Source organism: Methanolobus psychrotolerans (genome assembly GCF_002243045.1).
Lineage (GTDB): Archaea > Halobacteriota > Methanosarcinia > Methanosarcinales > Methanosarcinaceae > Methanolobus > Methanolobus psychrotolerans.
In genome coordinates, this window is sequence record NZ_MBKP01000008.1 from 58495 (window position 1) to 80818 (window position 22324).

The 22324-nt window shown below is 41.8% G+C and carries 26 protein-coding genes; 20 read left to right on the forward strand and 6 right to left on the reverse strand.

The features are described 5' to 3' along the window. The first annotated feature begins 14 nt into the window (after positions 1 to 14). Positions 15 to 557: an RNA 2',3'-cyclic phosphodiesterase gene (gene thpR, locus BB781_RS04540; RefSeq protein WP_094227353.1), complete on the forward strand. Its 543-nt coding sequence runs from the start codon at positions 15 to 17 to the stop codon at positions 555 to 557. Positions 558 to 572: 15 nt separating this feature from the next. Here thpR and BB781_RS04545 read toward each other — a convergent pair whose 3' ends face one another. Then, positions 573 to 1592 (reverse strand): FAD:protein FMN transferase, encoded by a 1020-nt coding sequence (locus BB781_RS04545; protein ID WP_094227354.1) that lies wholly within the window; start codon positions 1590 to 1592, stop codon positions 573 to 575. A gap of 106 nt (positions 1593 to 1698) precedes the next feature. Between BB781_RS04545 and BB781_RS04550 the strand changes: the two genes are divergently transcribed. The 11 genes from BB781_RS04550 (at position 1699) to BB781_RS04600 (ending at position 10558) form a co-directional block, all read left to right on the forward strand. Continuing rightward, a complete protein-coding gene (locus BB781_RS04550) occupies positions 1699 to 2103 on the forward strand; it encodes a hypothetical protein (RefSeq protein WP_094227311.1) in 405 nt (134 codons plus the stop codon). Between the two features lie 11 nt (positions 2104 to 2114). Beyond that, positions 2115 to 3692: a methanogenesis multiheme c-type cytochrome gene (gene mmcA, locus BB781_RS04555; RefSeq protein WP_094227312.1), complete on the forward strand. Its 1578-nt coding sequence runs from the start codon at positions 2115 to 2117 to the stop codon at positions 3690 to 3692. A 4-nt stretch (positions 3693 to 3696) separates the two neighbouring features. After that, entirely contained in the window at positions 3697 to 5046 is a 1350-nt protein-coding gene (gene rnfC / locus BB781_RS04560) for an Rnf electron transport complex subunit RnfC (protein ID WP_094227355.1), read from the forward strand. Position 5047: 1 nt separating this feature from the next. Beyond that, positions 5048 to 6064 carry an Rnf electron transport complex subunit RnfD gene (rnfD, locus tag BB781_RS04565; RefSeq protein WP_094227313.1) on the forward strand — a complete coding sequence of 339 codons (1017 nt, stop codon included), beginning with the start codon at positions 5048 to 5050 and terminating at the stop codon, positions 6062 to 6064. Further along, positions 6057 to 6629 (forward strand): Rnf electron transport complex subunit RnfG, encoded by a 573-nt coding sequence (gene rnfG / locus BB781_RS04570; RefSeq protein ID WP_094227314.1) that lies wholly within the window; start codon positions 6057 to 6059, stop codon positions 6627 to 6629. Before rnfD ends, rnfG begins: the two co-directional genes overlap by 8 nt. Before the next feature lie 8 nt (positions 6630 to 6637). Continuing rightward, a complete protein-coding gene (gene rnfE, locus BB781_RS04575) occupies positions 6638 to 7252 on the forward strand; it encodes an Rnf electron transport complex subunit RnfE (protein WP_094227315.1) in 615 nt (204 codons plus the stop codon). A gap of 1 nt (position 7253) precedes the next feature. Next, positions 7254 to 7841, forward strand: a complete 588-nt coding sequence (rnfA, locus tag BB781_RS04580) for an Rnf electron transport complex subunit RnfA (RefSeq protein WP_094227316.1) — start codon at positions 7254 to 7256, stop codon at positions 7839 to 7841. Further along, positions 7838 to 8641 carry an Rnf electron transport complex subunit RnfB gene (gene rnfB, locus BB781_RS04585; RefSeq protein ID WP_094227317.1) on the forward strand — a complete coding sequence of 268 codons (804 nt, stop codon included), beginning with the start codon at positions 7838 to 7840 and terminating at the stop codon, positions 8639 to 8641. Before rnfA ends, rnfB begins: the two co-directional genes overlap by 4 nt. Before the next feature lie 4 nt (positions 8642 to 8645). Next, positions 8646 to 8978, forward strand: a complete 333-nt coding sequence (locus BB781_RS04590) for a DUF4870 domain-containing protein (protein ID WP_094227318.1) — start codon at positions 8646 to 8648, stop codon at positions 8976 to 8978. 117 nt (positions 8979 to 9095) lie between these two features. Further along, positions 9096 to 10058 carry a replication factor C small subunit gene (locus BB781_RS04595; RefSeq protein ID WP_094227356.1) on the forward strand — a complete coding sequence of 321 codons (963 nt, stop codon included), beginning with the start codon at positions 9096 to 9098 and terminating at the stop codon, positions 10056 to 10058. Beyond that, complete coding sequence (locus tag BB781_RS04600) at positions 10055 to 10558, forward strand: COG2426 family protein (protein WP_094227319.1); 504 nt, start codon at positions 10055 to 10057, stop codon at positions 10556 to 10558. Before BB781_RS04595 ends, BB781_RS04600 begins: the two co-directional genes overlap by 4 nt. Before the next feature lie 38 nt (positions 10559 to 10596). On the opposite strand, the gene BB781_RS04605 is transcribed toward BB781_RS04600, so the two are convergent. Continuing rightward, complete coding sequence (locus tag BB781_RS04605) at positions 10597 to 10809, reverse strand: histone family protein (RefSeq protein ID WP_094227320.1); 213 nt, start codon at positions 10807 to 10809, stop codon at positions 10597 to 10599. A gap of 417 nt (positions 10810 to 11226) precedes the next feature. Between BB781_RS04605 and BB781_RS04610 the strand changes: the two genes are divergently transcribed. Then, on the forward strand, positions 11227 to 12288 hold the full coding sequence (locus BB781_RS04610) for a hypothetical protein (protein ID WP_094227321.1): 1062 nt from the start codon (positions 11227 to 11229) through the stop codon (positions 12286 to 12288). A gap of 32 nt (positions 12289 to 12320) precedes the next feature. Here the strand turns inward: BB781_RS04610 and BB781_RS04615 are convergent, their stop codons facing one another. Continuing rightward, positions 12321 to 12761, reverse strand: a complete 441-nt coding sequence (locus tag BB781_RS04615) for a flavodoxin domain-containing protein (RefSeq protein ID WP_094227322.1) — start codon at positions 12759 to 12761, stop codon at positions 12321 to 12323. Positions 12762 to 12966: 205 nt separating this feature from the next. Between BB781_RS04615 and BB781_RS04620 the strand changes: the two genes are divergently transcribed. The 3 genes from BB781_RS04620 (at position 12967) to BB781_RS04630 (ending at position 15850) form a co-directional block, all read left to right on the forward strand. Beyond that, a complete protein-coding gene (locus BB781_RS04620) occupies positions 12967 to 14274 on the forward strand; it encodes a Single-stranded DNA binding protein (protein ID WP_094227323.1) in 1308 nt (435 codons plus the stop codon). Then, entirely contained in the window at positions 14274 to 15152 is an 879-nt protein-coding gene (locus BB781_RS04625) for an RPA family protein (RefSeq protein ID WP_094227324.1), read from the forward strand. Before BB781_RS04620 ends, BB781_RS04625 begins: the two co-directional genes overlap by 1 nt. Positions 15153 to 15262: 110 nt before the next feature. Continuing rightward, positions 15263 to 15850 (forward strand): hypothetical protein, encoded by a 588-nt coding sequence (locus tag BB781_RS04630; RefSeq protein WP_094227325.1) that lies wholly within the window; start codon positions 15263 to 15265, stop codon positions 15848 to 15850. Between the two features lie 38 nt (positions 15851 to 15888). Here the strand turns inward: BB781_RS04630 and BB781_RS15945 are convergent, their stop codons facing one another. Further along, a complete protein-coding gene (locus BB781_RS15945) occupies positions 15889 to 16110 on the reverse strand; it encodes a hypothetical protein (protein WP_129582626.1) in 222 nt (73 codons plus the stop codon). A 30-nt stretch (positions 16111 to 16140) separates the two neighbouring features. Next, positions 16141 to 17064: an aldolase gene (locus tag BB781_RS04640; protein WP_094227327.1), complete on the reverse strand. Its 924-nt coding sequence runs from the start codon at positions 17062 to 17064 to the stop codon at positions 16141 to 16143. Positions 17065 to 17566: 502 nt separating this feature from the next. Between BB781_RS04640 and BB781_RS04645 the strand changes: the two genes are divergently transcribed. The 4 genes from BB781_RS04645 to BB781_RS04660 all read left to right on the forward strand — a co-directional run bounded on the left by BB781_RS04645 (position 17567) and on the right by BB781_RS04660 (position 21769). Next, complete coding sequence (locus BB781_RS04645; RefSeq protein ID WP_094227328.1) at positions 17567 to 19804, forward strand: amino acid permease; 2238 nt, start codon at positions 17567 to 17569, stop codon at positions 19802 to 19804. Between the two features lie 135 nt (positions 19805 to 19939). Further along, positions 19940 to 20869 carry a replication factor A gene (locus BB781_RS04650; RefSeq protein WP_094227329.1) on the forward strand — a complete coding sequence of 310 codons (930 nt, stop codon included), beginning with the start codon at positions 19940 to 19942 and terminating at the stop codon, positions 20867 to 20869. Next, the gene (locus BB781_RS04655) at positions 20870 to 21436 is read left to right on the forward strand and encodes an RPA family protein (protein WP_094227330.1); all 567 of its coding nucleotides are present in this window, start codon (positions 20870 to 20872) and stop codon (positions 21434 to 21436) included. A 99-nt stretch (positions 21437 to 21535) separates the two neighbouring features. After that, entirely contained in the window at positions 21536 to 21769 is a 234-nt protein-coding gene (locus BB781_RS04660; protein WP_094227331.1) for a hypothetical protein, read from the forward strand. Positions 21770 to 21777: 8 nt separating this feature from the next. Here the strand turns inward: BB781_RS04660 and BB781_RS04665 are convergent, their stop codons facing one another. Continuing rightward, positions 21778 to 22308 carry a metallophosphoesterase gene (locus BB781_RS04665; RefSeq protein WP_094227332.1) on the reverse strand — a complete coding sequence of 177 codons (531 nt, stop codon included), beginning with the start codon at positions 22306 to 22308 and terminating at the stop codon, positions 21778 to 21780. Positions 22309 to 22324: the final 16 nt, after the last annotated feature.

A 22324-nucleotide genomic window follows, 5' to 3' on the forward strand; every position in this document is an offset into this window, starting at 1 on the left:
TGGTGATATGTTTGGTGCGAGCATTTGTTGCAGTTGATCTCTCTGGTGAGTTACATGATAAAATTGCTGATGTCCAATCAAAGTTCAACGATTTCAAGTTCAAGTTTGTAGATCCGCATATAGTACATATTACCATGAAGTTTCTGGGTGACGTGCCCGATGATATGATCTCTGGTATTTCCAGTGCCCTTGACCTGGTAAAGTGTGAACCTTTCGAAGCACATGTCAAAGGAGTTGGTGTTTTTCCAAAGCCGAAGTTCGCCAAGGTCCTATGGTTGGGCTGCAATGGTAATTTTGATAAACTGTATGAATCAATCAACAGTTCGCTTTCTTCATTTGATTTCGAACGGAATCTTCATAGTTTCAATGCCCATGCAACGTTAGCCAGGGTAAAGTATCTTCCAAAAAAGAAAAAAGCAGAGTTTTTGGAGTTGCTCGAAGAACTGGCCGATATAGATATGGGAACTATGACGGTTGATGCCCTGAAGCTAAAAAAGAGCACTCTGAGTCCATATGGTCCTGTTTACGAGACCCTTCATGAAGTCAGCCTTAAATGAGTTTCCGGTTTTTGATCAGTTTGTTTCGTAACTGGAAAAACCGCTGGAGCGCAATATTCTCTTATCCGGCGTGATGATAAGGCATTCTGTTCCATCAAGGTTCTCTATCATATCTATCCCGTCGGTTTCTCCAAGTATGAAAACTGCAGTGGCAAATGCATCAGCATCTATTGCAGTACCGGCAATCACAGTTGCGCTGATAAGGTTCTGGGAAGGATAACCAGTTCGGGGGTCTGCGATATGTGATACTTTTGCAGCATCACTGAAGTATCGTTCATAGTTGCCGCTTGTAGCAACAGCCATATTGCTTATATCCATAATTGTAACGGCCTCTTCACTTTTCCCTGGATTCTGTAATCCTACTCTCCACGGGCTGCCATCTGGTTTGGTGCCAATATATCTTCCATCGCCTCCGGCATTAACGAAGCCTGAAATTATGCCATCAGAGGTCAAAGATTCGATTGCCATATCAACTGCATATCCTTTTGCAACTCCTCCAAGGGTAATCTTCATACCATCGCCAAGAGTGATGTTGTTCCCTTCTATAATTATGGCAGAGTTATTCACCAGTGCAAGTGTTTCGTTTATCTCATAAGGTGTGGGGTATTCATAGGTTCCACCAGGGCTATACTTGCTTGCCCACAGGTCTCGAATAGGTTGTATGGATACATCAAAAGTTCCTTTGCTCATCTGCGAGTAATATTGTGATCTCTTCATCACATAGACAAGTTCCGGGTCTGCATCATGTACGTATCCTTTGGTGTCAAGTACACTGAGTTCACTATCATTATCATAGTTGTTCATGAGCTCATCAACATAGTATATCCTGTCAAAAGCATGTTCTATGACTTCTGAGGCGTATGTTTCATTGGAGCTTACAACAGATATCGTGACTGTTGTATCCATTATGTTTCTTGTGCTGGAGTAACTGTTTTGTTTAACAGGTTCGTCAGTATCTTGGTTGATTGCATAATTTATCATGAATAATACTGTGAAAATCGCTATCAGTCCAATGGCAACAGTTTTATACTTCATGCAGTATGAAAAGAGATAATTAATATTAAACTTATGTACTGCGGTATAGAAGGAAATGAATTTCCTTTTGTTATGGTTATTATATTCATCCGAAGGAAGTAATAGAATGAGCAATCCCAGCACAGGATCAGGTACGGGAACCAGTTCAAACAAGGACAAATATCTTGTTGTAGCCCTTCATCAGTTAATGGAAGAGTACGGTTGGAGAGGTATAGAGAAACACTTTGGTTTTGTGAAACATCATGTTATTTATGTGAAACCAGGTTCACCTCTTGATAAAATTGAACTTAAAGCTAATGTACTTGGCAATCACATGGATGTGGACTTTTTAGGAGCAACTCCAAAAAAAGGTCTTCTTGACAAAGTTTTTGATTTTAATGTACGTGTAGTACGCAAGTCTTATGAGATCAATAACTACGTATCGAATGACATGAAAATAATAAATGAGCAGAGTTTGAGGAACAGTATTGTAGTTGTCATCAAACAGCTTGAAGAAGCGGCGGAAAAGTGAGTAGAGGTAGCATGGCAAAATTGGATTTAATACTGGTTGGAATACTCGTTGTGATGTTCGCAGCATCCGGTGTATATGCTTACATTGGCTACAGTGGTAACGAAGCTCTCTCTGCTCATTACATGACTGAGCAGAAATGGTCTGACAGTTCATGCGGCGGGTGCCACGCAGGTATGTACGGAGAAGTTGCCATATCATCTCACGTAGAGCAGGACTTGAAAAAATGGTCATCCATCATGGAATATGGTGTTGACATTGATAGTATTGATGTTGACACCATGGCTGTAACCTATGGACAGGTTCACCCCGGCGGTGGCTACATGGCAGATTATGGCGTTGATATTGATTGCATGATCTGCCACGAGCAAAATGATGGATATGATTTCCAGGCACGTGCGGAAAGCATAGCCACTGGTGAATTCTCAAACGCCAACGAAGCAGCAATTGAAGAATCCCGGGCCAAGTTGCAGAAAGAACCACTTTATGTGGCAAGTTATATTCTTGATGTACTGGCGCCTTTACCTCTTGTAACAGAAGTGCACGATAAGGTTAATGCTGCCCCAGGTAAAGCCCTTTGTGGAAGCAACTGTCACACCGGCGATATATCTACAACTGCTGTAGCATGGACGCTTGAAGATTCAGCTTCATATGATGTTCATGACAAACTTGATTGTCAGGAGTGCCACGAAACGGAAGAGCACAATATCGGAAGCAGGGAATACCTGTTCTCTACAGGGTCCGCACATATGGAATATGAGGCTGGTGTCAAGGATTGTGATTCATCCGGGTGCCACGCTGGCATATCACACGGTGGGATGGTTGACGCTCACCTTTCGTTCATAAGCTGTGAATCCTGTCATATTCCTGCCCTTCCTGGTAGCGACATCACAGGAATTCCTGTTGTCAAGCAATTCAGCTGGGCAAGCGGTGTGCGCGAGGATATTATATATGACTCGGAATTCACACCCACCCTTGGATGGTCTCAAGGAGTATACTATGACCTGTTGCCAACGGCACAGAATCGGGAAGAGGGTTCTCTCCTAAAACCATTCAATATAATCAGAGGTATCTGGTGGGATGCAGGGGTCGATCAGGCTGTGCTTGCAGATCCTGACAACAGTCCTTCTATTGGAAACCCTATTGCTTCTGGTGAGGTGCTGAGTGCAGATGCTGATGGCGATGGGATTGTAACTGAAGAGGAGATTCGTTCATATGATGGAAACATGGACGGAGTTCCTGATTATCCGAATGCAGTTCTCAGGCATGTAGAGATGTATTACCAGGTAAGCCATAACATTGCCAGTTCCAGTGTAGGTCTTGCTGACCCACTTGTATGTGCAGATTGTCATGGTGTATCTGCCTCTGAAACACTTCAGAATGTTCACTTTGGGAACGATGTAAGGGATTGTGATGACTGCCATAGTGTTGTGCCTGTGATCAACTGGAAATCTCTGGGTTATGACAGGGACCCGGCAGAAACAACTCCCCCAACAGATTTTTCGACAAAGACAATAGATGTGACCATCCCCGGAGCGAAACCAAAAGAGGTTGTAAGGGAACCAGCATTCTATGGTATCCTTAAGAGGTGATAAAGTGGAAATCAAGACATTGGACAAATTACCGGAAAAGATAATTATTCCACTAAGGCAGCACAGGGGCATGGTTTGTGAACCCCTTGTTAAGAAAGGTGACAGGGTTCTCATTGGCCAAAAGATAGGTGAGAGCAAGGACTATAACTCATCTGCAGTTCATTCAAGTGTCTGCGGCGAGGTCATTGCTATTGAGGAGTCTGCTCATCCTGATGGTAACAAAGCAATGAGTATTATCATCCACCCGGAAGAGTGCGATGAAACCGTTGCATTCTCTCCCTGCAAGGACCTCAAGCCTGAAAAACTTGCAGAGCTCATAAAGGAATCAGGCATCGTAGAGCATTATGGAATGCCAACTCATGTTGTCCTTAAACCCAAAGGCAAGAATATTGACACTGTACTTATAAATGCTACATCCTCCGAATGGATCGGTGGCACATTTAAGACTCCCCGGGATTATGCATCCCAGATGATGGATGCCCTTAAACTGCTCATGAAAGCTGCAGGTGCCAAAAAAGGAGCCATTGTATTGAGGATTGATGACAAGGAATCAATCGATGCTTTTGAAGGTATTGAGGTTGATAAGAAAAAGCTGAGAGTAGCTCCACTGGTTGGCAGCCGCAGGATTGGTTATTATTTCAGGGAACAAAGTTCAGACATAGTTGTCGTATCCCAGAAACGCATCTACGGTAAAAAGATACTCAACTTTTTTACTTATAATGTAACAGGAAGAAAGGTTGACATTGGTTGTGACCCGACGGATGTGGGTGTTGCTATCTGCAGTATAAAATCCGCAAAGGCTCTTTATGATGCTGTTCATGAAGGCAAGCCATATTATGAGACCGTGGTTTCTATTGAAGGTTTCTCCGATAATATGGAATATATCCGTGTAAAAATAGGTACTCCTTTCAAAGACATAATTGAAGCCTGTGGTTTTACCGGTGAGATAGGCAAGATAATTGCCAATGGTGTAAGGACTGGTGTGGCCCAGTACACGGATCTCGTTCCGGTGACCAAAGGAACTACAAGGATATCTATGCAGAAGCCGGAAGAAGTCATCAGGGACGAATCTGTCGCATGTATCCATTGTGCACGTTGCGTGGATGTTTGTCCTGTGGAACTCATACCAAGCCGTCTTGCTGTTATGGCAGACCAGGGTCGCTTTGATGAATGCAGGGTGCTGCATATCGATAACTGTATCGAATGTGGTGACTGTGCAGCAGTCTGTCCATCTAAGATTCACATACTTCAGCTTATCAGGTACGCAAAAGATGCAATAGAGATGGCTTATGAAGATATGCCTTCTAAAGAGTCATCCAATCTCAAACTCGGTTGTGCCTGCGGAGGTGAGTAAAATGACATATACAATTTCAGCTCCCCCTCATAAAAAAGACAAACTTGACTTCAGGTCATTGAACTTAAGTAAAATACTTGCCCTGCTTCCTCTGTGCCTTGTAGCTATATACTTCTTTGGTGTTCCTGCGTTTGGAATTATCCTTGCATCGGTGTTAGCTGCAGTTGCAACTGAATTCGGTATACAGACGATGTTGAAGCAGAAGTTAACGATTACTGACGGGCATGCAGCTATGACAGGACTTATGCTTGCTTTACTGATTCCTCCTGAAGCTCCTTTATGGATTCCAGTTGTCGGTGGATTCTTTGCCATTGCAGTTGGAAAACATGTTTTCGGAGGAATTGGCTCTTACATATTCAATCCTGTTCTTGTAGCATGGGTGTTTATCAGAAGTGCCTGGTCTTCCAACATGATTCCTTTATCGATTCCCCATACAGGTCAGTTCTCCGACCTTATACTTGAGCATGGTGCTGGTCTGATGGTGGACGTTTCCCCTATAGCACTTATTGGTGGTGTGTACCTGATATACAAGAAGTATGTTGACTGGAGAATTCCTCTTGCATTCTTTGCAACAATGGTTTTATTCCCACAAACATTATTGTTCATTTCAGGTGTATCTGCGCTGGTTCATGATGGTGTACTGAACCCATTGATGTACATGTCACAGCTTTTCATTTTCCTGAGTATGAGTCCTGAGATACCTTATGCAATGATTGGAATTGTTTTCTTCGGTATTCTTTTCCTTGCAACTGATACACCTACATCTCCTGTTACCAAGACCGGCCGTCTTGTATATGGCGTCACCTGTGGTCTTCTGGTTTCCATTTACGGTTATTTCGGTAACTATGTTGATGGAACATTATACGGTATCTTCCTTGCAAACTGTGTTGCCTCTTTCATAGAGATCAATACAATGCCTTCGTCATTTGGAACACAGTCCCTTCCTCAGAAGGTGTACAGGCGTGTAATGGATAAAGTTCCTGCCTCCCTTAAATTCGAGGTGATGAAGAATGAGTGAATCCAATAAGGAGACAATCGTAGTTGTAGGTAAAATTGTACTTATATCAGTCGTGGCTGCTATCTTGCTGGGTATCACCTATGTCCCTACAAGTGTGCAGCTTAAGATAAATGAGGAAAATTCCCGGGTGGCGATTCTAAACGAGCTCATTCCTGAATCCAACAATAACTTTGAACCTGTGGAAGGTGCTGTCATAAATGAAGACGGTGACAGGGAGGTACTTTACTATCGTGCAAAGGATGCTTCTGGTAATATCATAGGTTATGCGTTCTTCAAGCAGCAGAGAGGTTCCCAGAGTCTGATAATTGTGGCGGGTGGGGTAGATTCATCGTTTACAACTGTTCGGGGAATGAATGTTTTAAGCCATGAAGAGACACCGGGTCTTGGCGCAAAGATTATAGAGCCTGCATTCAGGAACCAATTCACCGATGTCCCACTTGCATCGCTGAGCCTTTCAAATTCAGGAGGATCTATAGATGCAATAACTGGTGCAACGATATCCTCAAAGGCAGTGGTTGATGCTTTGAATTCTAAAATAAGTGAAATAAAAGAGGCAGAGAAGTAGGTGTTATTATGGACCCTTTAAGTGAATATATTCGTGGTATTACAAGAGACAATCCTATATTCGGACTTGTTCTGGGCCTCTGCCCCACACTGGCAGTGACTACCTCAGTCGAGAATGCGATAGGCATGTCTGCAGGTACGGCATTCGTACTTATTTGTTCAAATATTTTCATTTCAGCCCTGAGAAAACAGATTCCTTCGGCTGTGAGACTTCCAATATTTATCATCATCATAGCGACTTTCGTGTCAATTGTAAAGATGATAATGCAGGCATATTTCCCGCCGATGTATGCAGCATTAGGTGTTTTCATACCGCTTATCGTGGTAAACTGTATAATCATCGGGCGCGCTGAGGCTTATGCTAATAAGAATAACGTGTTCTATTCTTTCATAGATGCCCTGGGTATCTCTACAGGCTTTCTGCTTGTATTGATGCTTATTGGCGGTATAAGGGAACTATTGGGTACCGGGCAGATAGTTACATTCGATTACATTCTGTTCACTCTACCTATTAATCCTTCTGTGACAACAATGATTCTGCCACCGGGAGCTTTCCTTACAATAGGGGCTTTGATGGCTATCGTGAACTATCAGAGAGCAAAGAAGAGGGCAAAAGGTGGTTAAAATGGTGGAAAAAGCGTTATTTGCTATCTTTATGGATGGTCTTTTCATTAAGAACTTCCTTCTTATTCAGTTCCTTGGACTCTGCTCTTTCGTGGGTGTGACCAAAGATGTCAAGAGTGCCGCAGGAATGTCAGGTGCCGTGGTATTTGTCATGGCAATGGCATCTACTGTATCATATTTGATCTATACGTATATTCTAGTACCAACTAAAATGGAATTCCTGGACCTCATAAGTTTCATTGTTGTAATAGCAGCACTCGTACAACTTGTGGAGTTTGTTGTCAGGAAGAACATCCCGTCACTTTATCGTTCGCTGGGAATATACCTTCCACTAATAACAACCAACTGCGCGGTATTGGGTGCTGTCTTGCTCAATGTTAACTCAGACTATAATTTCATACAGAGTGTGGTTTTCGGAACATCGGCAGGTCTTGGATATACCATTGTCATGCTTTTGATGGCTGCTATCCGGGAACGTTCGACCTTTGTGAATGTTCCTTCATCCATAAAGGGACTCCCACAGGCATTTTTTATCGCAATGATGCTTTCTATGGCTTTTGTTAATTATTTCTGGGTGATCCCAATATGACTACAGACTATAGCACTTTACTTCCACAGGCAGTGGCAATCCTTGGTGGTCTCGGATTGGTTGTCGGTGTCATGCTTATGGTGGCATCAAAGAAGTTCAAGGTTGAGACCAATCCTCTTGTGGAGGAGATTTTAAGCGTCCTTCCAGGGGCAAACTGTGGGGCATGTGGTTATGCAGGCTGTGCTGATTTTGCAGAGCGTGTGGTAAATGAGAATGCGCCTATCAACGGCTGTCCAGTTGGTGGATTTGATGTAGCTAAAGAGATAGGGGGTATACTCGGACAGGATGTCTCAGTAGGGGAAACACAATATCCTTTTGTCAGATGCAACGGCGGTTTTAATTGCGTTGACCGTTTTGAGTACGTGGGCTTTGAAGATTGTAAGGCTGTCATGCTGCTTTCTGATGGGGAGAAAGGCTGTAACTATGGCTGTATGGGCAGAGGAACCTGCGTACGTGCATGTCCGTTTGATGCTCTTTCTATTGGTGAAGACCGTCTTCCTCATGTGAACAAGAATCTCTGTACCAGTTGTGGATTATGTATTGCTTCGTGTCCCAATGACATACTTGTGTTTGCAAAGGAATCTGAAAAAGTACATGTACTTTGCATGTCACATGATAAAGGAAAGGCTGTGAAAGAGTCCTGTATAGTAGGTTGCATTGGTTGTAAGATATGTGAAAAGAGCTGCCCTGTGGAGGCTATAACCGTTACTGACTTCCTTGCAATCATCGACCAGGATAAATGTACAGCATGTGGGATATGTGTGGAAAAATGTCCGCAGAATACAATTTCTATCAGGTGATCATATGACATATAAGACAAAGATAGGCCTGGATGAGAACATCGTAGCAGCATTGAGCTACGTGGGTTTCTGGATCACAGGGATAATCTTCCTGCTCATAGAGCCGGATAATAAGTTTGTCAGGTTCCATGCAATGCAGTCACTGCTGATATTCCTCCCTCTTTCAATATTGATCTTTGTAGTGGGATGGATACCATTTGTTGGATGGATCATAGCTGATTTCCTTGGATTCTTTGCACTCTTTTTGATACTGGTATTTGTCATAATTGCGTACACGGGTGCTCTATTAAAGGTTCCTGTCCTAGGTACCTATGCGTACAGGAAGATCTATCAGTAAATTATGCGGGAAATGCCTTATCGGCATAATCCTGTGTATCTTTTTTATCTACGAAAAGTTAAAAAACTACATCTCCCTATATTGCAGGAATGCATCTTTTTATGCGGAGGGTTTGAAATTAAAGAAGAGATTTGGATTGAAAAGTATAGGCCATTTAAGCTAGATGACGTGGTTGGCCAGAAAGAGACTGTAGAAAGGCTTAAATCGTACATAAAAACGAGAAACCTTCCACATCTTCTGTTTTCAGGTCCTCCTGGGGTTGGAAAGACGGCAACTTCCGTATCAATAGCACGTGAGCTTTTTGGTGATTCCTGGCGTGAGAACTTCACTGAGCTCAATGCTTCCGATGAGCGAGGTATTGATGTTGTAAGGACAAAGATAAAGAATTTTGCAAAAACAACACCAATTGGTGGTGCAGATTTCAAGATAATTTTCCTTGATGAGGCTGATGCCCTGACCTCAGATGCCCAGTCGGCTTTGCGGCGTACCATGGAGCGTTATACAAACAACTGTCGTTTCATTCTATCATGCAATTATTCATCCAAAATAATAGAACCTATCCAGTCCAGGTGTGCTGTTTATAGGTTCCGTCCGCTCTCCGATGAAGCTGTAGCTGGACGTGTCCGTTTTGTGGCACAGAATGAAGGGCTTGATATCGCAGATGATGGTGTGGATGCTATCACATATGTTGCTCAGGGTGACATGCGCAAGGCAATAAATGCCCTTCAGGCCGCAGCTTTGATAGAAGATACTATTCATAAGGATGCTATCTACAAGATAACTGCAACAGCCAGGCCAGAGCAGGTCCGTGACCTCATAGAAGCCGCTCTGGGGGGTAGCTTCAGTGCTGCAAGGAAACACCTTGACAGCCTTTTGCTTGAACAGGGTCTTTCAGGCGAGGATGTGGTCGGACAGATATACAGGTCTATCTTTGATCTTGATATTCCTGAAAAGCGGATGGTTGAGTTGATAGACGTTATCGGTGAAATTGATTTCAGGCTCACAGAAGGTGCCAATGAGAGAATACAACTGGAATCCCTGCTGGCACATTTTGTCTTATCAGGAAAGGAATCCAAGTGAGTCTTGAAGTATTGGTACTGGACTTGCTTTCTTCAGTTCCTCACTGGCTTGCAACAGTTATCATCGGTGCAATGCCAATATTTGAACTGAGAGGAGCTATACCTATTGCTATGGGGATATATGGCATGCATCCGGTTGCTGCATTCATGTTTGCAGTATTGGGAAATATGATTCCTGTGGTCCCATTACTTTTGTATCTGTATCCTGTTTCAACGTATCTCAGGAAGTACACAATATTTGACCATTTCTTCTCTTGGCTTTTTGGAAGAACTCATCGTAATCATTCGGAGAGGTTTGAAAAATACGGTATACTTGCATTAACTATATTCGTGGCGATTCCTCTTCCGGTTACGGGTGCATGGACCGGGTGCGCAGCAGCATTTGTCTTCGGAATCAAGTTCCAGCATGCTTTGCCTGCTATATTTGCAGGTGTGCTAATAGCCGGAGTGATAGTCAGTGCTGTCACATTGACAGGAATAAGCCTTTTAGATATAATTTGATGCTTCCGGCATCATAATAAATAAAAAAACAATGGGCATTACTTGCCCAGCATATTTTTTGCAAGTTTTATATCTTCAGCTTTAACAGTTTTTCTTCCGGCATGCTCTGCAAGTTTTATGGCTTCCCTGGCTATTTCCAGTCCATACTCTTCCAGGATATCAGTAAGTGCCATTCCTGCTGATTCACTGACCCTTTGTGCTCCTGCATTCCTGATGACTCTCTCAATTGGTGCAAATGGTATTATTGTCATAAATATCCTCTTATACGTATTATATTATCAATCTGGTTGAATTTCATCTATTAATTAGCAAAATAACCTATATATAGTTTTTTAAGATGCTTTAAACATGAAATCAGTCTATTTTGTCATATCAGGGTTGATTTGCCATCTATTTTTAGGATTTTTGCATAAGTATCTCCGAATCTTCGTTATACGGCTAAAAATGTACCTTGTCAGTACATTTTTAGATATATTCATAATTTAACCGTTTTTACCTCTTGATTGCAAATTCAGATTTAATTGAAATTATTCGCACACAAAATGGCCTTATCCTGTTCTCCGTTCAGACCGATGCCTGTATCTATATGAATAACATATTGGAGGGAGTAACAAGTGAACACTCTACTATATATTGGGTGCATAACTCTTTGAAGGAGATAAAGATCCTTGATAGCCCTTCGTTTTTACAGGATTTATGATATTGGATTGGAAATAGATCTTGATTGGCTGGAAAAGGAACTTGCTAAAAGTTTCCTTACAGCCAGAACAAGTTTCCTGCGTGTCAAGCCCACGTCCATCATAATGGATGTTCCGCCTCTTTTGATAAAAATGGGTCAGTCCAGTGTTGAAAAAGAAGGCAGAACATTCGAATTCACCGTATTTGCCCGTATATTTGATATGGGGGCCATCAGCTTATGTTTTGTTTATGAAAGGAATGAGGTGGATTTTGCTCTCCTGGAGGAAACCGCACTTCTTTTTCCGGGACAGGAAGGTCTTTCTGATATGTTCCTTTTATACCTAAATACACTTGCCGATATACTCAAACCCCACATAAGGGGCTTTTCGTTAAGTCCTGAGTTCTATGAGGACTACACTATCTACCTCATGGACTGGATGGATGAATCTATAGATCCAATACCCTTACTGGCCGGGGAAAAAAGAAATTTCTCATCTCAAATGAGGGAGGAAATTCTGAAAGGCACACAAAGTTATACAAGCGACGATCTTGCTCTTCTCTCCTGGGACTCCGCCTTGTTATGCAATCCGGATAGCCCTACCGACCTTTTTGACCTCATTGAATTTGCAAATGTGCAGGTATTTGAGCTGCGCTACTATGACAGGGAATTGAGCCGTCAGATGGGAAAGATGTACGAAGACATCGTGCTTGCCGACAAACTCCCTCAATTCCAAAGGAGGCACAAGTATCGTCTTATCATGATGCAGCTGATGCAGAATAATACAGAACTGTCTGAAGTAACAGAAAAAGTAAATAACCTTATCAAGGTCACAGAAGACATCTACTATGCCAGAGTATATGCATCTGTCTTAAAAATGCTTCGAAGCAGCCAGTGGAGTGAAAGTGTAAGTCACAAGATCGAAGTTATCCGGGAAAATTATTCAATGCTTTCCGCAGAAGTTCACATCCAGCATTCCAATTACCTTGAGTGGATAGTCATAGTCCTCATAGCTTTTGAAGTTATAATGGCTATCGTAGAACGACTGTTATAAATAATACCATATTCACAGAATTTTCTGCAGACCTATTTTTGCTTCTTTTTCATCTTCAATGCCAGGTCCTTTCCAAGTCTGATGCACTCTGCCAAGTCTTTTTTGTCAGGTATGTACTGTACTCTCAATACGGGATCGATAACGTCCACACCAGCTTTTCTAAGTTTTTCAGCTATCTGCACAGGAGCTTCCCCACTCCATCCGTATGAGCCAAATGCAGCACCAATCTTTCCTTCTATGCCTATCTCTATGAGCTTGTCTATGAATTTGGCAATAGGCTCAAGCATTGTATAGTAAAACGTAGAAGATCCAATACAAATGGCATCGTATTTAGCTACGTCAATAGGATCCCATTCATAGAAGTTATTGACATCAGCATCTATATGTTTCTCACGTGCACCTTCTGCAATGGCCTCAGCCATCATTTTTGTACTTCCCTGTGTACTAAGATATACGATTGCAAGTTTTGGCATTTTCCTTGTCCCCCTATTAACTGGTGTCCTATTTTTGCATCAGCTTTACTTAGCTTTTGAAAACAGGCTTAAAGAGTATGTTGTTTGATAGTTCATAAATGTTTTCAGATATTGCAGACCAAGAGTCAATGTCTTTGTATTAAGGTTATCTTTATTGCCAATCAGGAAATACAATATTACCTACTTCAAATAATGGGGATTCCATATGGACGAGAAAATCGCGCCACATATAGAAGAATTAACAATGGCGCTTGGAAACATTAGTACGGAGGAGATTAGCAAGGAACTGGAAAAGCTCCTTAAGTATCGTGTTCCTCTTGAGGAAGCAAAAAAAATTTTGAAAAGCAAATATGCATCAGTTTCTTCCAATTCTGTAAAGGTAAAAGACCTTTCTCCGGGATTAAATGGAATAGAGATCACGGGTCGTATTATTGATATCCTTGAAAAGACTGTATCGATCCAGGGGGAACAGAAGTCCATTTTTTCAGGAACTCTCGGTGATGGCACAGGTATTTGTTCTTTCACATGTTGGGATGATTTATCCTTAAAATCCGGAGATACCATAAATATCAAAAATGCATATACACGTTTGTGGAATAACCGGCCGGAGCTGTATTTTGGAAAAAGGTCCACTATCACATATTTGCAGGCCGGTTCACTCCCCGACATTGAGCAGATGTCTCATTGCAATCTCAAAAAACTATGTGAAATTGTTCCTGCAGATGTATTTGTAAGTTCGGTTGTACTGGTAGTTGAGATGTATCACCGCGAGATCCTGCTAAAAGGGGAAGAAATAACCGTGGTCGAAGGTGTTATTGCCGATGAGACCGCAAAACTCCCATTTACCTCATGGGTTCCCTTGGAAACACTTGATATCGGTGATTATGTCCGTATTGAAGGTGCAGCTGTAAGGATGTTCAGGGGTTTGCCATCCATTAATTTCAATGAGAACACTTCTGTTGAACGTCTGGATTATGGAGAGGATTTTTCATTTACAATGGAATCAGTGAACAAGGCAAGTTTACCGATAGCTATTGAGAAAGTCCTTGAAAAAGAAGGCATGTTCGATGTAACGGTCAAGGGAAATGTAATATCTGTCAGGCCAGGGTCCGGCCTAATTGAAAGGTGTCCTGTATGCAATCGTGTTACACAGAAATCATCTTGCCGGTCCCATGGTGAAGTAGAGCATATGATGGATATGCGTATCAAGGCAATTCTTGATGATGGTACCGGCGCAGTTCATTTGATGCTGAATCGTGAGCTTTCTGAGGCCATCTATGGAAAAAGTATGTATGATGCGGAAAAAATGTCTCAGGGTTCAATGTCCAATGATGCTGTATTTCAAGATATGAAAAAGGTATTGACCGGTAAATATCTTGCAGCCCGCGGTAATTCTTCAAGGAATGAATTCGGTGTGTCGCTGGTGGCTAGGTCTGTATGGGTTCCTGAAGATGATCTTGGGGGGCGTATCGACAAACTTCTGGGTAATATGGGGGAGGGGTGTGATGAGTAATGGTTGAGAGGGAAGTAGCACATAGGATGTTCGCACAAGAATTCAATGATTCCCGTTTTCATTTATATTCAAAATCCTCTATGTCAGGGGGCCAGGATGTCTATTCTCCAAATTTCCTCATAAGTCCAACAGGGTTGAAAGTTAACAGGATCTTTGTGGTGGGTGTAGTCACAGAAGTGGAAAGGCTTTCTGACCAGCAGGGTAATGAAAAAGAACTTTTAAGGGCCCGCATCTCTGATCCGACAGGGGCTTTTACGGTCTATGCGGGAAGTTACCAGCCAGAAGCATCAGTCTTTCTCTCAACTTTAAAAGTACCTTCTTATGTGATGGTGCTCGGCAAGGTGCGTTCCTATGAGCCTGGAGATGGCTCTGTTTATGTATCCCTGCGTCCGGAGGAGATCAATTATGCAGATGAATCTATGCGTGACAGGTGGATAGTGGATACTGCTGAAAAGACCCTTGAGCGCATAGAGGCTTTTGACAAATTCTTTTCATCAGGCACCGGTACTGAAAAATTAATGGACAGGATATTGTCATGTGATGTTCCACATTCACTTGCAGGCGGTATGTGTCTTTCACTGGATTATTATCACAAGACCAAGGAATATTATGATTCTTTAAAGGGTGGTGTAAAAAGGGCCCTTTGTTCTATAAGGTCTTCTTTTGACCGGCAGAAGGAAGAACAGGGTCAAGAAAACATAGTCCAATCCATTCTTGAAAGCATTGATTATGGCAGTGGTTTTAGTTACTCTGACTATGTGGAAAAAGCAGTTTCCATGGGTCTACCGGAAAGCATTGCAGATTCATTATTAAAGTCTTTGTTGTCAAAAGGACATATTTATGAGCCACGGGCAGGCTTTTTCAAGGTAATCCATTAAGCTGGCTATTTGTTTGCTAATATGTTTTCACATGCGACATACTTAAATATGCACAAATATTACACCTGATAAGTAATTCAACACATCATTCTAATAAAGAAGGGATACTCATGGAACATGATGCAATCATAGAAAATGTAAAAACATGTATCATAAATATGAAGGGTGTAGGAAATACACTTTTACTTAATGAAGAGGATCGGGAGATTATCAGGGAACTTGAGAAAAAGGCTGATGAAATGACCCTGATGGGACTTGGCAGGGGTGACAACAAGGGTGTAAAAGCAGTCCTGAAAAGCGATGTGATTTTCGCTTTTACAACTAATATGGATTTCAATTGGCCAGAAGGCCCAAACGTCATTCTGATGCACAACGATTGCGTTGTAGGCCAGGACCTTGACGATGAGGCTAAACTTGAGGAAGTGAAATCCTGCAAGGATAAACTTGTGATTGGTAATATAGTTATATACGACACAAGTGTCCTCAAAAAAATGGATGCTAAAACAAATCCGCTGGTCGTTGTATTACCGCCCAAACCATGCAAGGATGTGGAGTGTGTGAATAATGTGTGCAATGTAGTGCTTGCATCGCCTTCTCCTCCAAGTGACGAGTATCTTAAGGGGAAGATGGGGCTTGACAATCTCCATGGAACAGGTACTTTCCTACTGGGATTTGACTTTGATTGCTCCTGTAATTAACAATTTTTCAGATGTTTGCCTTGCAAACATCTGGATATTTATTTCTTAATTTCCCCGTGTTTTGGGTTTGGCAGTCTGATGTGGCCTATTGTTCCTTTTTCTAATTCACTTTCAATCCAGATATTCCTTTTATGTGCTTCAATGATTGTCCTGGCAATGTGCAGACTTTTGTAGCCTTCGTTGGCTGCTATACTGATTATTTTTTCAGGAAGAGCAGAATTAGAACCTATGTATGGATAAATAATTAAAAAAGGTTGCATGGTCTGGCCATGCATTCGGAGATCTTACAATTATTTGCCTTTGTATATCTTAAATGCATCTTCAACTGAAGCATTCTCTATAGTTATCGCATAGATGGCATTGCATAGTCTCATTGCTTCGTCAAGTGGTCTCTGGTGTATGTTTCTTCCTGTTGCATTACCCTGCGCACCACTGACATGTATCTGTGCATAGAGTTTTTTAAGGAAGGCTTCAGGTTCATCACTGGATCCACCGGCACAAACAACTTTTGTCCTTCCAGCTGCAAACACTGCTTCTTTGAATGCATCTTCGGATCTCATTCCTTCTGCTTTTGGATAGTTGACCTTCACAAAGTCTGCGTTCAGGCATGCTCCGACACCTGTTGCACCTGCAATGAGGTGTGGATCTTTTTCATTTTCCACAGCTTCTCCTCTTGGATAGATCCAGAGGACAGTCAGCATTCCGTACTGGTGTGCTTCATAGATAAGTTGTGCAGCCTGATAGAGCATCTCAGCTTCGTACTTGCTTCCAAGATATATTGTATAGCCGATGCCAAGTATCTTAAGACCACTGTTCTCACGGAACTGGGCCACCTGTTGCATATCATACCACTGGTTACTGAATGGGTCATCCTGTTTTGTTTTTAACAGGTGTGACTTGGAATTTACTTTTACAAGATATGGTACGTCTGGATAATCCATGCCATACCTGGCAATAAGGCCCATTTGTGTGGCAAAGACTCCTATATTTGAATTTGCAGCTATTTTGAAAAGATGTTCCGGGTCATTATCATCGGCAGGTATGCCTTCACCGAAAAAGTCATCGTTAAGGTGCTCCATTTTCTGGTCACCTGCAAAAAGCATCAATCTGCCGGTTTTCCGGGTAATCTCCATATAATTCTCAATGTATGTATCACGTGCATCCTGAGGCACGTCTAATGGGACTTTAATGTCTTCTTCTTTTATTAAGGCCATCTTGATCACTTAAGCCTGAAATCTTTCTGGTCAGTAATTGTTATTATTGCGTAAAGTATCATTAATCATGTTTCTCTATTTAAAACATTGTGCAAGAGCACGATGAAGAGTCTGAAAAGGTTTGATGGATCGATCAATATTTATGTTTTTGTAGCTATTCAGCCTGATAAAAACACTATCAATCGCAATCTTAACACAAATTTGAGACGTAAATTTTATTATGACTATTTATTTTGATTGTTGCTATTGATTGCTTTTTTGATTATTAGGTTTTTAATGAGCAAACATCTCCGTTTCGATGAAATTAGTATCAATAGGCAGATTGTGATAGGCTGAATAGTTACATGTTTTTAGTATTTAAATAATAGTGACTTTTTTATAGTAATCTGGCTACTTAGATAACAAGTTAACATTCATCTATTATTGACTTATTAAGTGACAAGACTCTAATTTAGTCATCTGATCCAGGCAGTTTCGGATATTATTCTATATGAGGTATTCAATGGGTACAATAAGAACCAAAGAAAGTCTCGGGCGCAGTCTGGGCTTCTTTCAGACATTTGCTATAGGAACAGGCACCATGATCGGGGCCGGAATATTTGTATTACCGGGGATAGCAATATCTGCCGCTGGCCCTGCAGCTATTTTCTCTTTCCTTATAGGTGGTGTCATATCTATGGCAACAGCTATCAGCATGGCCGAGCTGGCTACGGGTATGCCAAAGGCCGGTGGCAGCTATTATTTCATCAGTAGGGCAATGGGTGCTGCTTTTGGCGCAGTAATTGGGTTAGGTGCCTGGCTTGCACTTGTTTTCAAAGGTTCTTTTGCACTAATCGGATTGGCTGATTACCTATTCGTACTATTCCCGATGCCTGTAATGGTTACTGCTGTTGCAGCAGGATTATTATTGTTGTTCATTAATTTCCGTGGAGCCCGAAGTAGCGGTTCATTGCAGAACATAATTGTTATTTTTCTGCTTTTGATCCTGGCTGCATTCATCTTAAAAGGCTTATACATGTTCGATCCTAACAAATTCACTCCTGTCATGCCCTTTGGATACAGCTCTGTATTTGCTACTACAGGTCTTATTTTTATATCCTATCTTGGAATAACGCAGCTTGCGGCGTTATCAGAAGAAGTGAAGGAACCTTCTAAGAACCTTCCACGTGCTCTCATTGCCTCAGTAGGTGTTGTAACTACAATTTATGTGGGAGTGATGGTAGTTGTAAGTGGCACTTTGACGATGGAAGAATCTCTTAATACATTTACGCCTTTAGTTGATGTCTCTATGATAATGGCTGGTGATTTTGGAAAAGTAATGATAGTCATAGCCGGCTTACTTGCCACCTTGTCAACAGCTAATGCAGCTATCCTTTCTTCGTCCAGATTTCCTTTTGCTATGGGAAGGGATGACCTGATACCCAGTTGGTTTATCAAGATACACGATAAATATGATACGCCATATAATGCGATCATTGCCACCGGCTTTGTAATGCTTCTATTGTTATTGCTGTTCAATGTCGAACAACTGGCAAAGCTTGGAAGTACCTTCAATATAATGATATTCATTTTGATCAATGCTTCTGTTATTATTCTCAGATACAGGTCACTGGAAGAGTATAACCCCGTTTTCCACGATCCCTTTTTTCCTTTCACTCAAATAATAGGCATTGTTTTCAGTATTGCATTGCTGCCATATATGGGGATGTTATCCCTTGGCTTTTCAGTATTTGTCATAATACTGGGGCTATTGTGGTATAACTTCTATGGGAAAGGGAAAGCCTTTCCAAAATATGATATATTTGACGTTCTGGAGGACAATATCCATCCAGCTCCTCTGAAAAACAGCTCCACGATCAAAATACTTGTTCCTATTGCAAACCCGAGGCATGAAACTGATTTGCTCTATCTTGCAGACCATCTGGGTGATGAGATTATAGGCCTTAAAGTTATCAAAGTCCCGCAACAGACCAGTCTGAATGCAGCAAGGCAATCATTTCATTCAAAAAAGATTGCTATAGATAGTATACTCAGAGATAAATTTGAACAATTCCCGGCTATTGTAGGTCATGAAAGAGAATATATTGTAGCTTTTGATCACAGCGTTACAAATTCAATAATAGAACAGGCAGAGGCTAAAAAAGTCGATTTTATAATTATAGGCTGGCATGAGGTTAGTCGCTTCCATCCTTCTATCGGAACCGTTGCAGATAAGGTACTGTCATCTGCGAACAACAATATTATTGTGCTGAATGGATACCTTCCTGACAAAATTGGGCGCATTGTTGTCGCTTATAACGGGAAGGACAATTCTGCATATGGTCTGTACCTTGCCAAGAGATTGTCAAAGAGCACTGGTGCCTCATTGCATGTAGTAAGGGTGATAAAGCCTGATACCAACGAAGATACAAAAGGTTCTGTTCTCAGTGACCTTACGGAGGCTGCATCTGATAACTCTCTCTTTGAAATTACGCCTCACCTGATTGAAAGTATCTCAGCTGAAAACGCAATACTTGCTTTTCTGCATGAGGGTGATCTTCTGATAATAGGTGATTCCAACAAGAGGTTCAAGTTTTCTCTGATAGGCAACCTGCCATATGTGCTGGCCAAGGGATATAAAGGGCCTGTCCTAATCATAAAGAAGCATAAACCATTCTCTTCGGAAGGGTTGAATAATATACTTCTGAAAAACGTAAATAGATTTAAGCGCTATCTGCGAAAAAAGAAGGAGGGATTATAAGTTTTATCTGTTGACAGCGGCTTCTTTGCGACAGTGAATACTTTCACCATGCTTGGCACTTAATTAAATACTACTAATGCCTAGAGTATAATTGCCTCTCAAGAAGATACAAACAAGAGGCTTGAGGATTTGAATATGAAACAATTAGCACAGGAAATTAGTTCCAGGTTCCATGAACTTGGAGTGGAGATCCCAGTAGGGGAGATTGAAGGACGCCTTGACAAAATGATTCACAAGTACAAGGTTCCAAAAGAAGAAGCACGTAGAAGTGTTGTTAACTACTTCTTGAAATCATATAATATCAACAGGGGTGAGTTTTACACCGGTCAATCTGAATCACCTACATTAACCATATCTCATATTGCGGAAGATGGAAAGTGGGTTAATGTAAGGGGAAAAGTGGTGCAGTTATGGGACAATGCTCATGAATCTATATCACAGGTAGGTCTTATCGGGGATGAGACCGGGACTATTAAATTCACCATATGGGAAACTGCTGCAGCATCTATTGTTGAAGAAGGTAAAAGCTACGTTTTCAGGAATGTAGTTGTAAACGAGTGGAATGGGAAGTTCCAGCTGAATGTCAACAAGAGCAGTTCCATTGAATCCTTTGATGAGGATATTGAAGTTGGTATCATTGCTGTGGAGTTCAGGGGTGCAATGGTGGATATACAGTCAGGCTCAGGCCTGATAAAAAGGTGTCCTCAATGTAACCGTGCATTGACAAAAGGAGCATGCATGGAGCATGGTAAGGTGGATGGTGTCTATGATCTTCGTATTAAGGCAGTTATGGACGATGGTATCTCTATACAGGATGCAATAATTAAGAGAGATCTGGTTGAAGAGGTTACTGGAATGACACTTGAAAATGCAATTGCTCTTGCGGCAGATGCTCTTGATCAGGGAGTTGTCCTTGAACAAATGAAGAAATTACTTGTAGGAAGGTACTACAGGATAAGCGGTTCCAGGGTTGAAAGATACCTGCTTGCAGAGTCAATAATCCCTGTGTTCTCACTCGATCAATCAGAAGTGGATGAGTTAATCGCTTCAGCAGAGGTGATTTAAATGTCCGGATACACAAGAGAAGTTGCCAGACGGGTATTTGCTCAGGAGTTCAGGGAGTCCAATCTCAGTTTTAAGGATGGTGAGGATCAATATGCTCCTCAGTATCTCCTTACACCGACAGGTGCAAAGGTAAACCGTATATTCATTGTCGGGACACTCATCGAAAAAGAAGACATTGGTACAGATTCCGAGTACTGGCGCGGTCGTGTAACGGATCCTACAGGTTCTTTCCTGATATATGCAGGTCAATACCAGCCGGAAGCTGCCCAGGCACTTGCGGAATGTGAGACACCTGCCTTTGTTGCTGTTGTGGGCAAGCCAAGTACTTATACCACAGGTGAAGGCGATGTTCTTACTTCAGTACGTCCTGAATCACTTTATATAGTTGATGGTCAGACAAGGGATTTATGGGTGCAGGAAACTGCAAAATGCACTCTTGACCGGATCAGGGCTTTTGGAGACGCATCTGCCAACACAGAGAGGGCCAAGGAATATTACAACCCAGATGTCAGGTATTATTCGTCAATGGTTGCCCAGGCGCTGAAGTCCTTGAAAGAAACTTATTGAATACTCTTATTTTCAGGGCATCTTTTTGCCCTTTTCTTCTTTTGTCCGACCAAAAGTGCCATATGTAACGCCAGCATTGTTTAATTCTGTAGGTGTTATATGAAAACATATCTGGTACTCTGGTTCAATAGCAACGGTGCAATGCCTTCTGAAGTTAACAGGAGTCTGATGTCCCTTGGATTCGAACAGGTTCAGGGGAATTATGACTATGTTTATGATTGGGGCAATAATGTAGATCTGGATGAGATCCTTCTGTTCACTGACCGAATCCAGATGACATTGAAAGGCACAGGTGTTATGTTTAAAACAGAAACTGTCAATGGCCAGAATTAAGTCTTTTACTATTTGTTTCCGGCAAGCTTGCGGGAAAAATCAATATATCCGCAGGATTGGCCTGTTATCGGAATTATATCGGCTTTGAGTGATCCATTTTCTATTTGCAGTTCAACTGCACACGGATCAGACATCCTTGGTTTTGTAGGTGACCCCGGGCAAATAAGAAGTACATCGCTTTTTTCAATAATGGGTCTGTGAATATGGCCGAAAACAAGAACCTCTACACCCATTTCCAGGGCCATGTATCTTGTTGCCGTAGTATCTTGAATTGAAAGTGAAGGCTCATGAATAACTCCAATCTTCACTCCTTCAACTTCAAATACCAGTTTTTCCGGGAGAATCTCTTTAACGGCAGGTTCATCTGAATTACCGTGTACAGCTTTCAGTTTACCTGTTGCATTTAGTGCTTTGAAAAAAGAAAGCGAAGAAAAATCTCCTGCATGGATTATCATGTCATACTGCTCGAAAACATCAGAAAGAAATGCAGGAATGCTGTCCGTTTCCAGATGAGTGTCCGATATCAGTATAATTTTCATATAATCATCTTTTGCT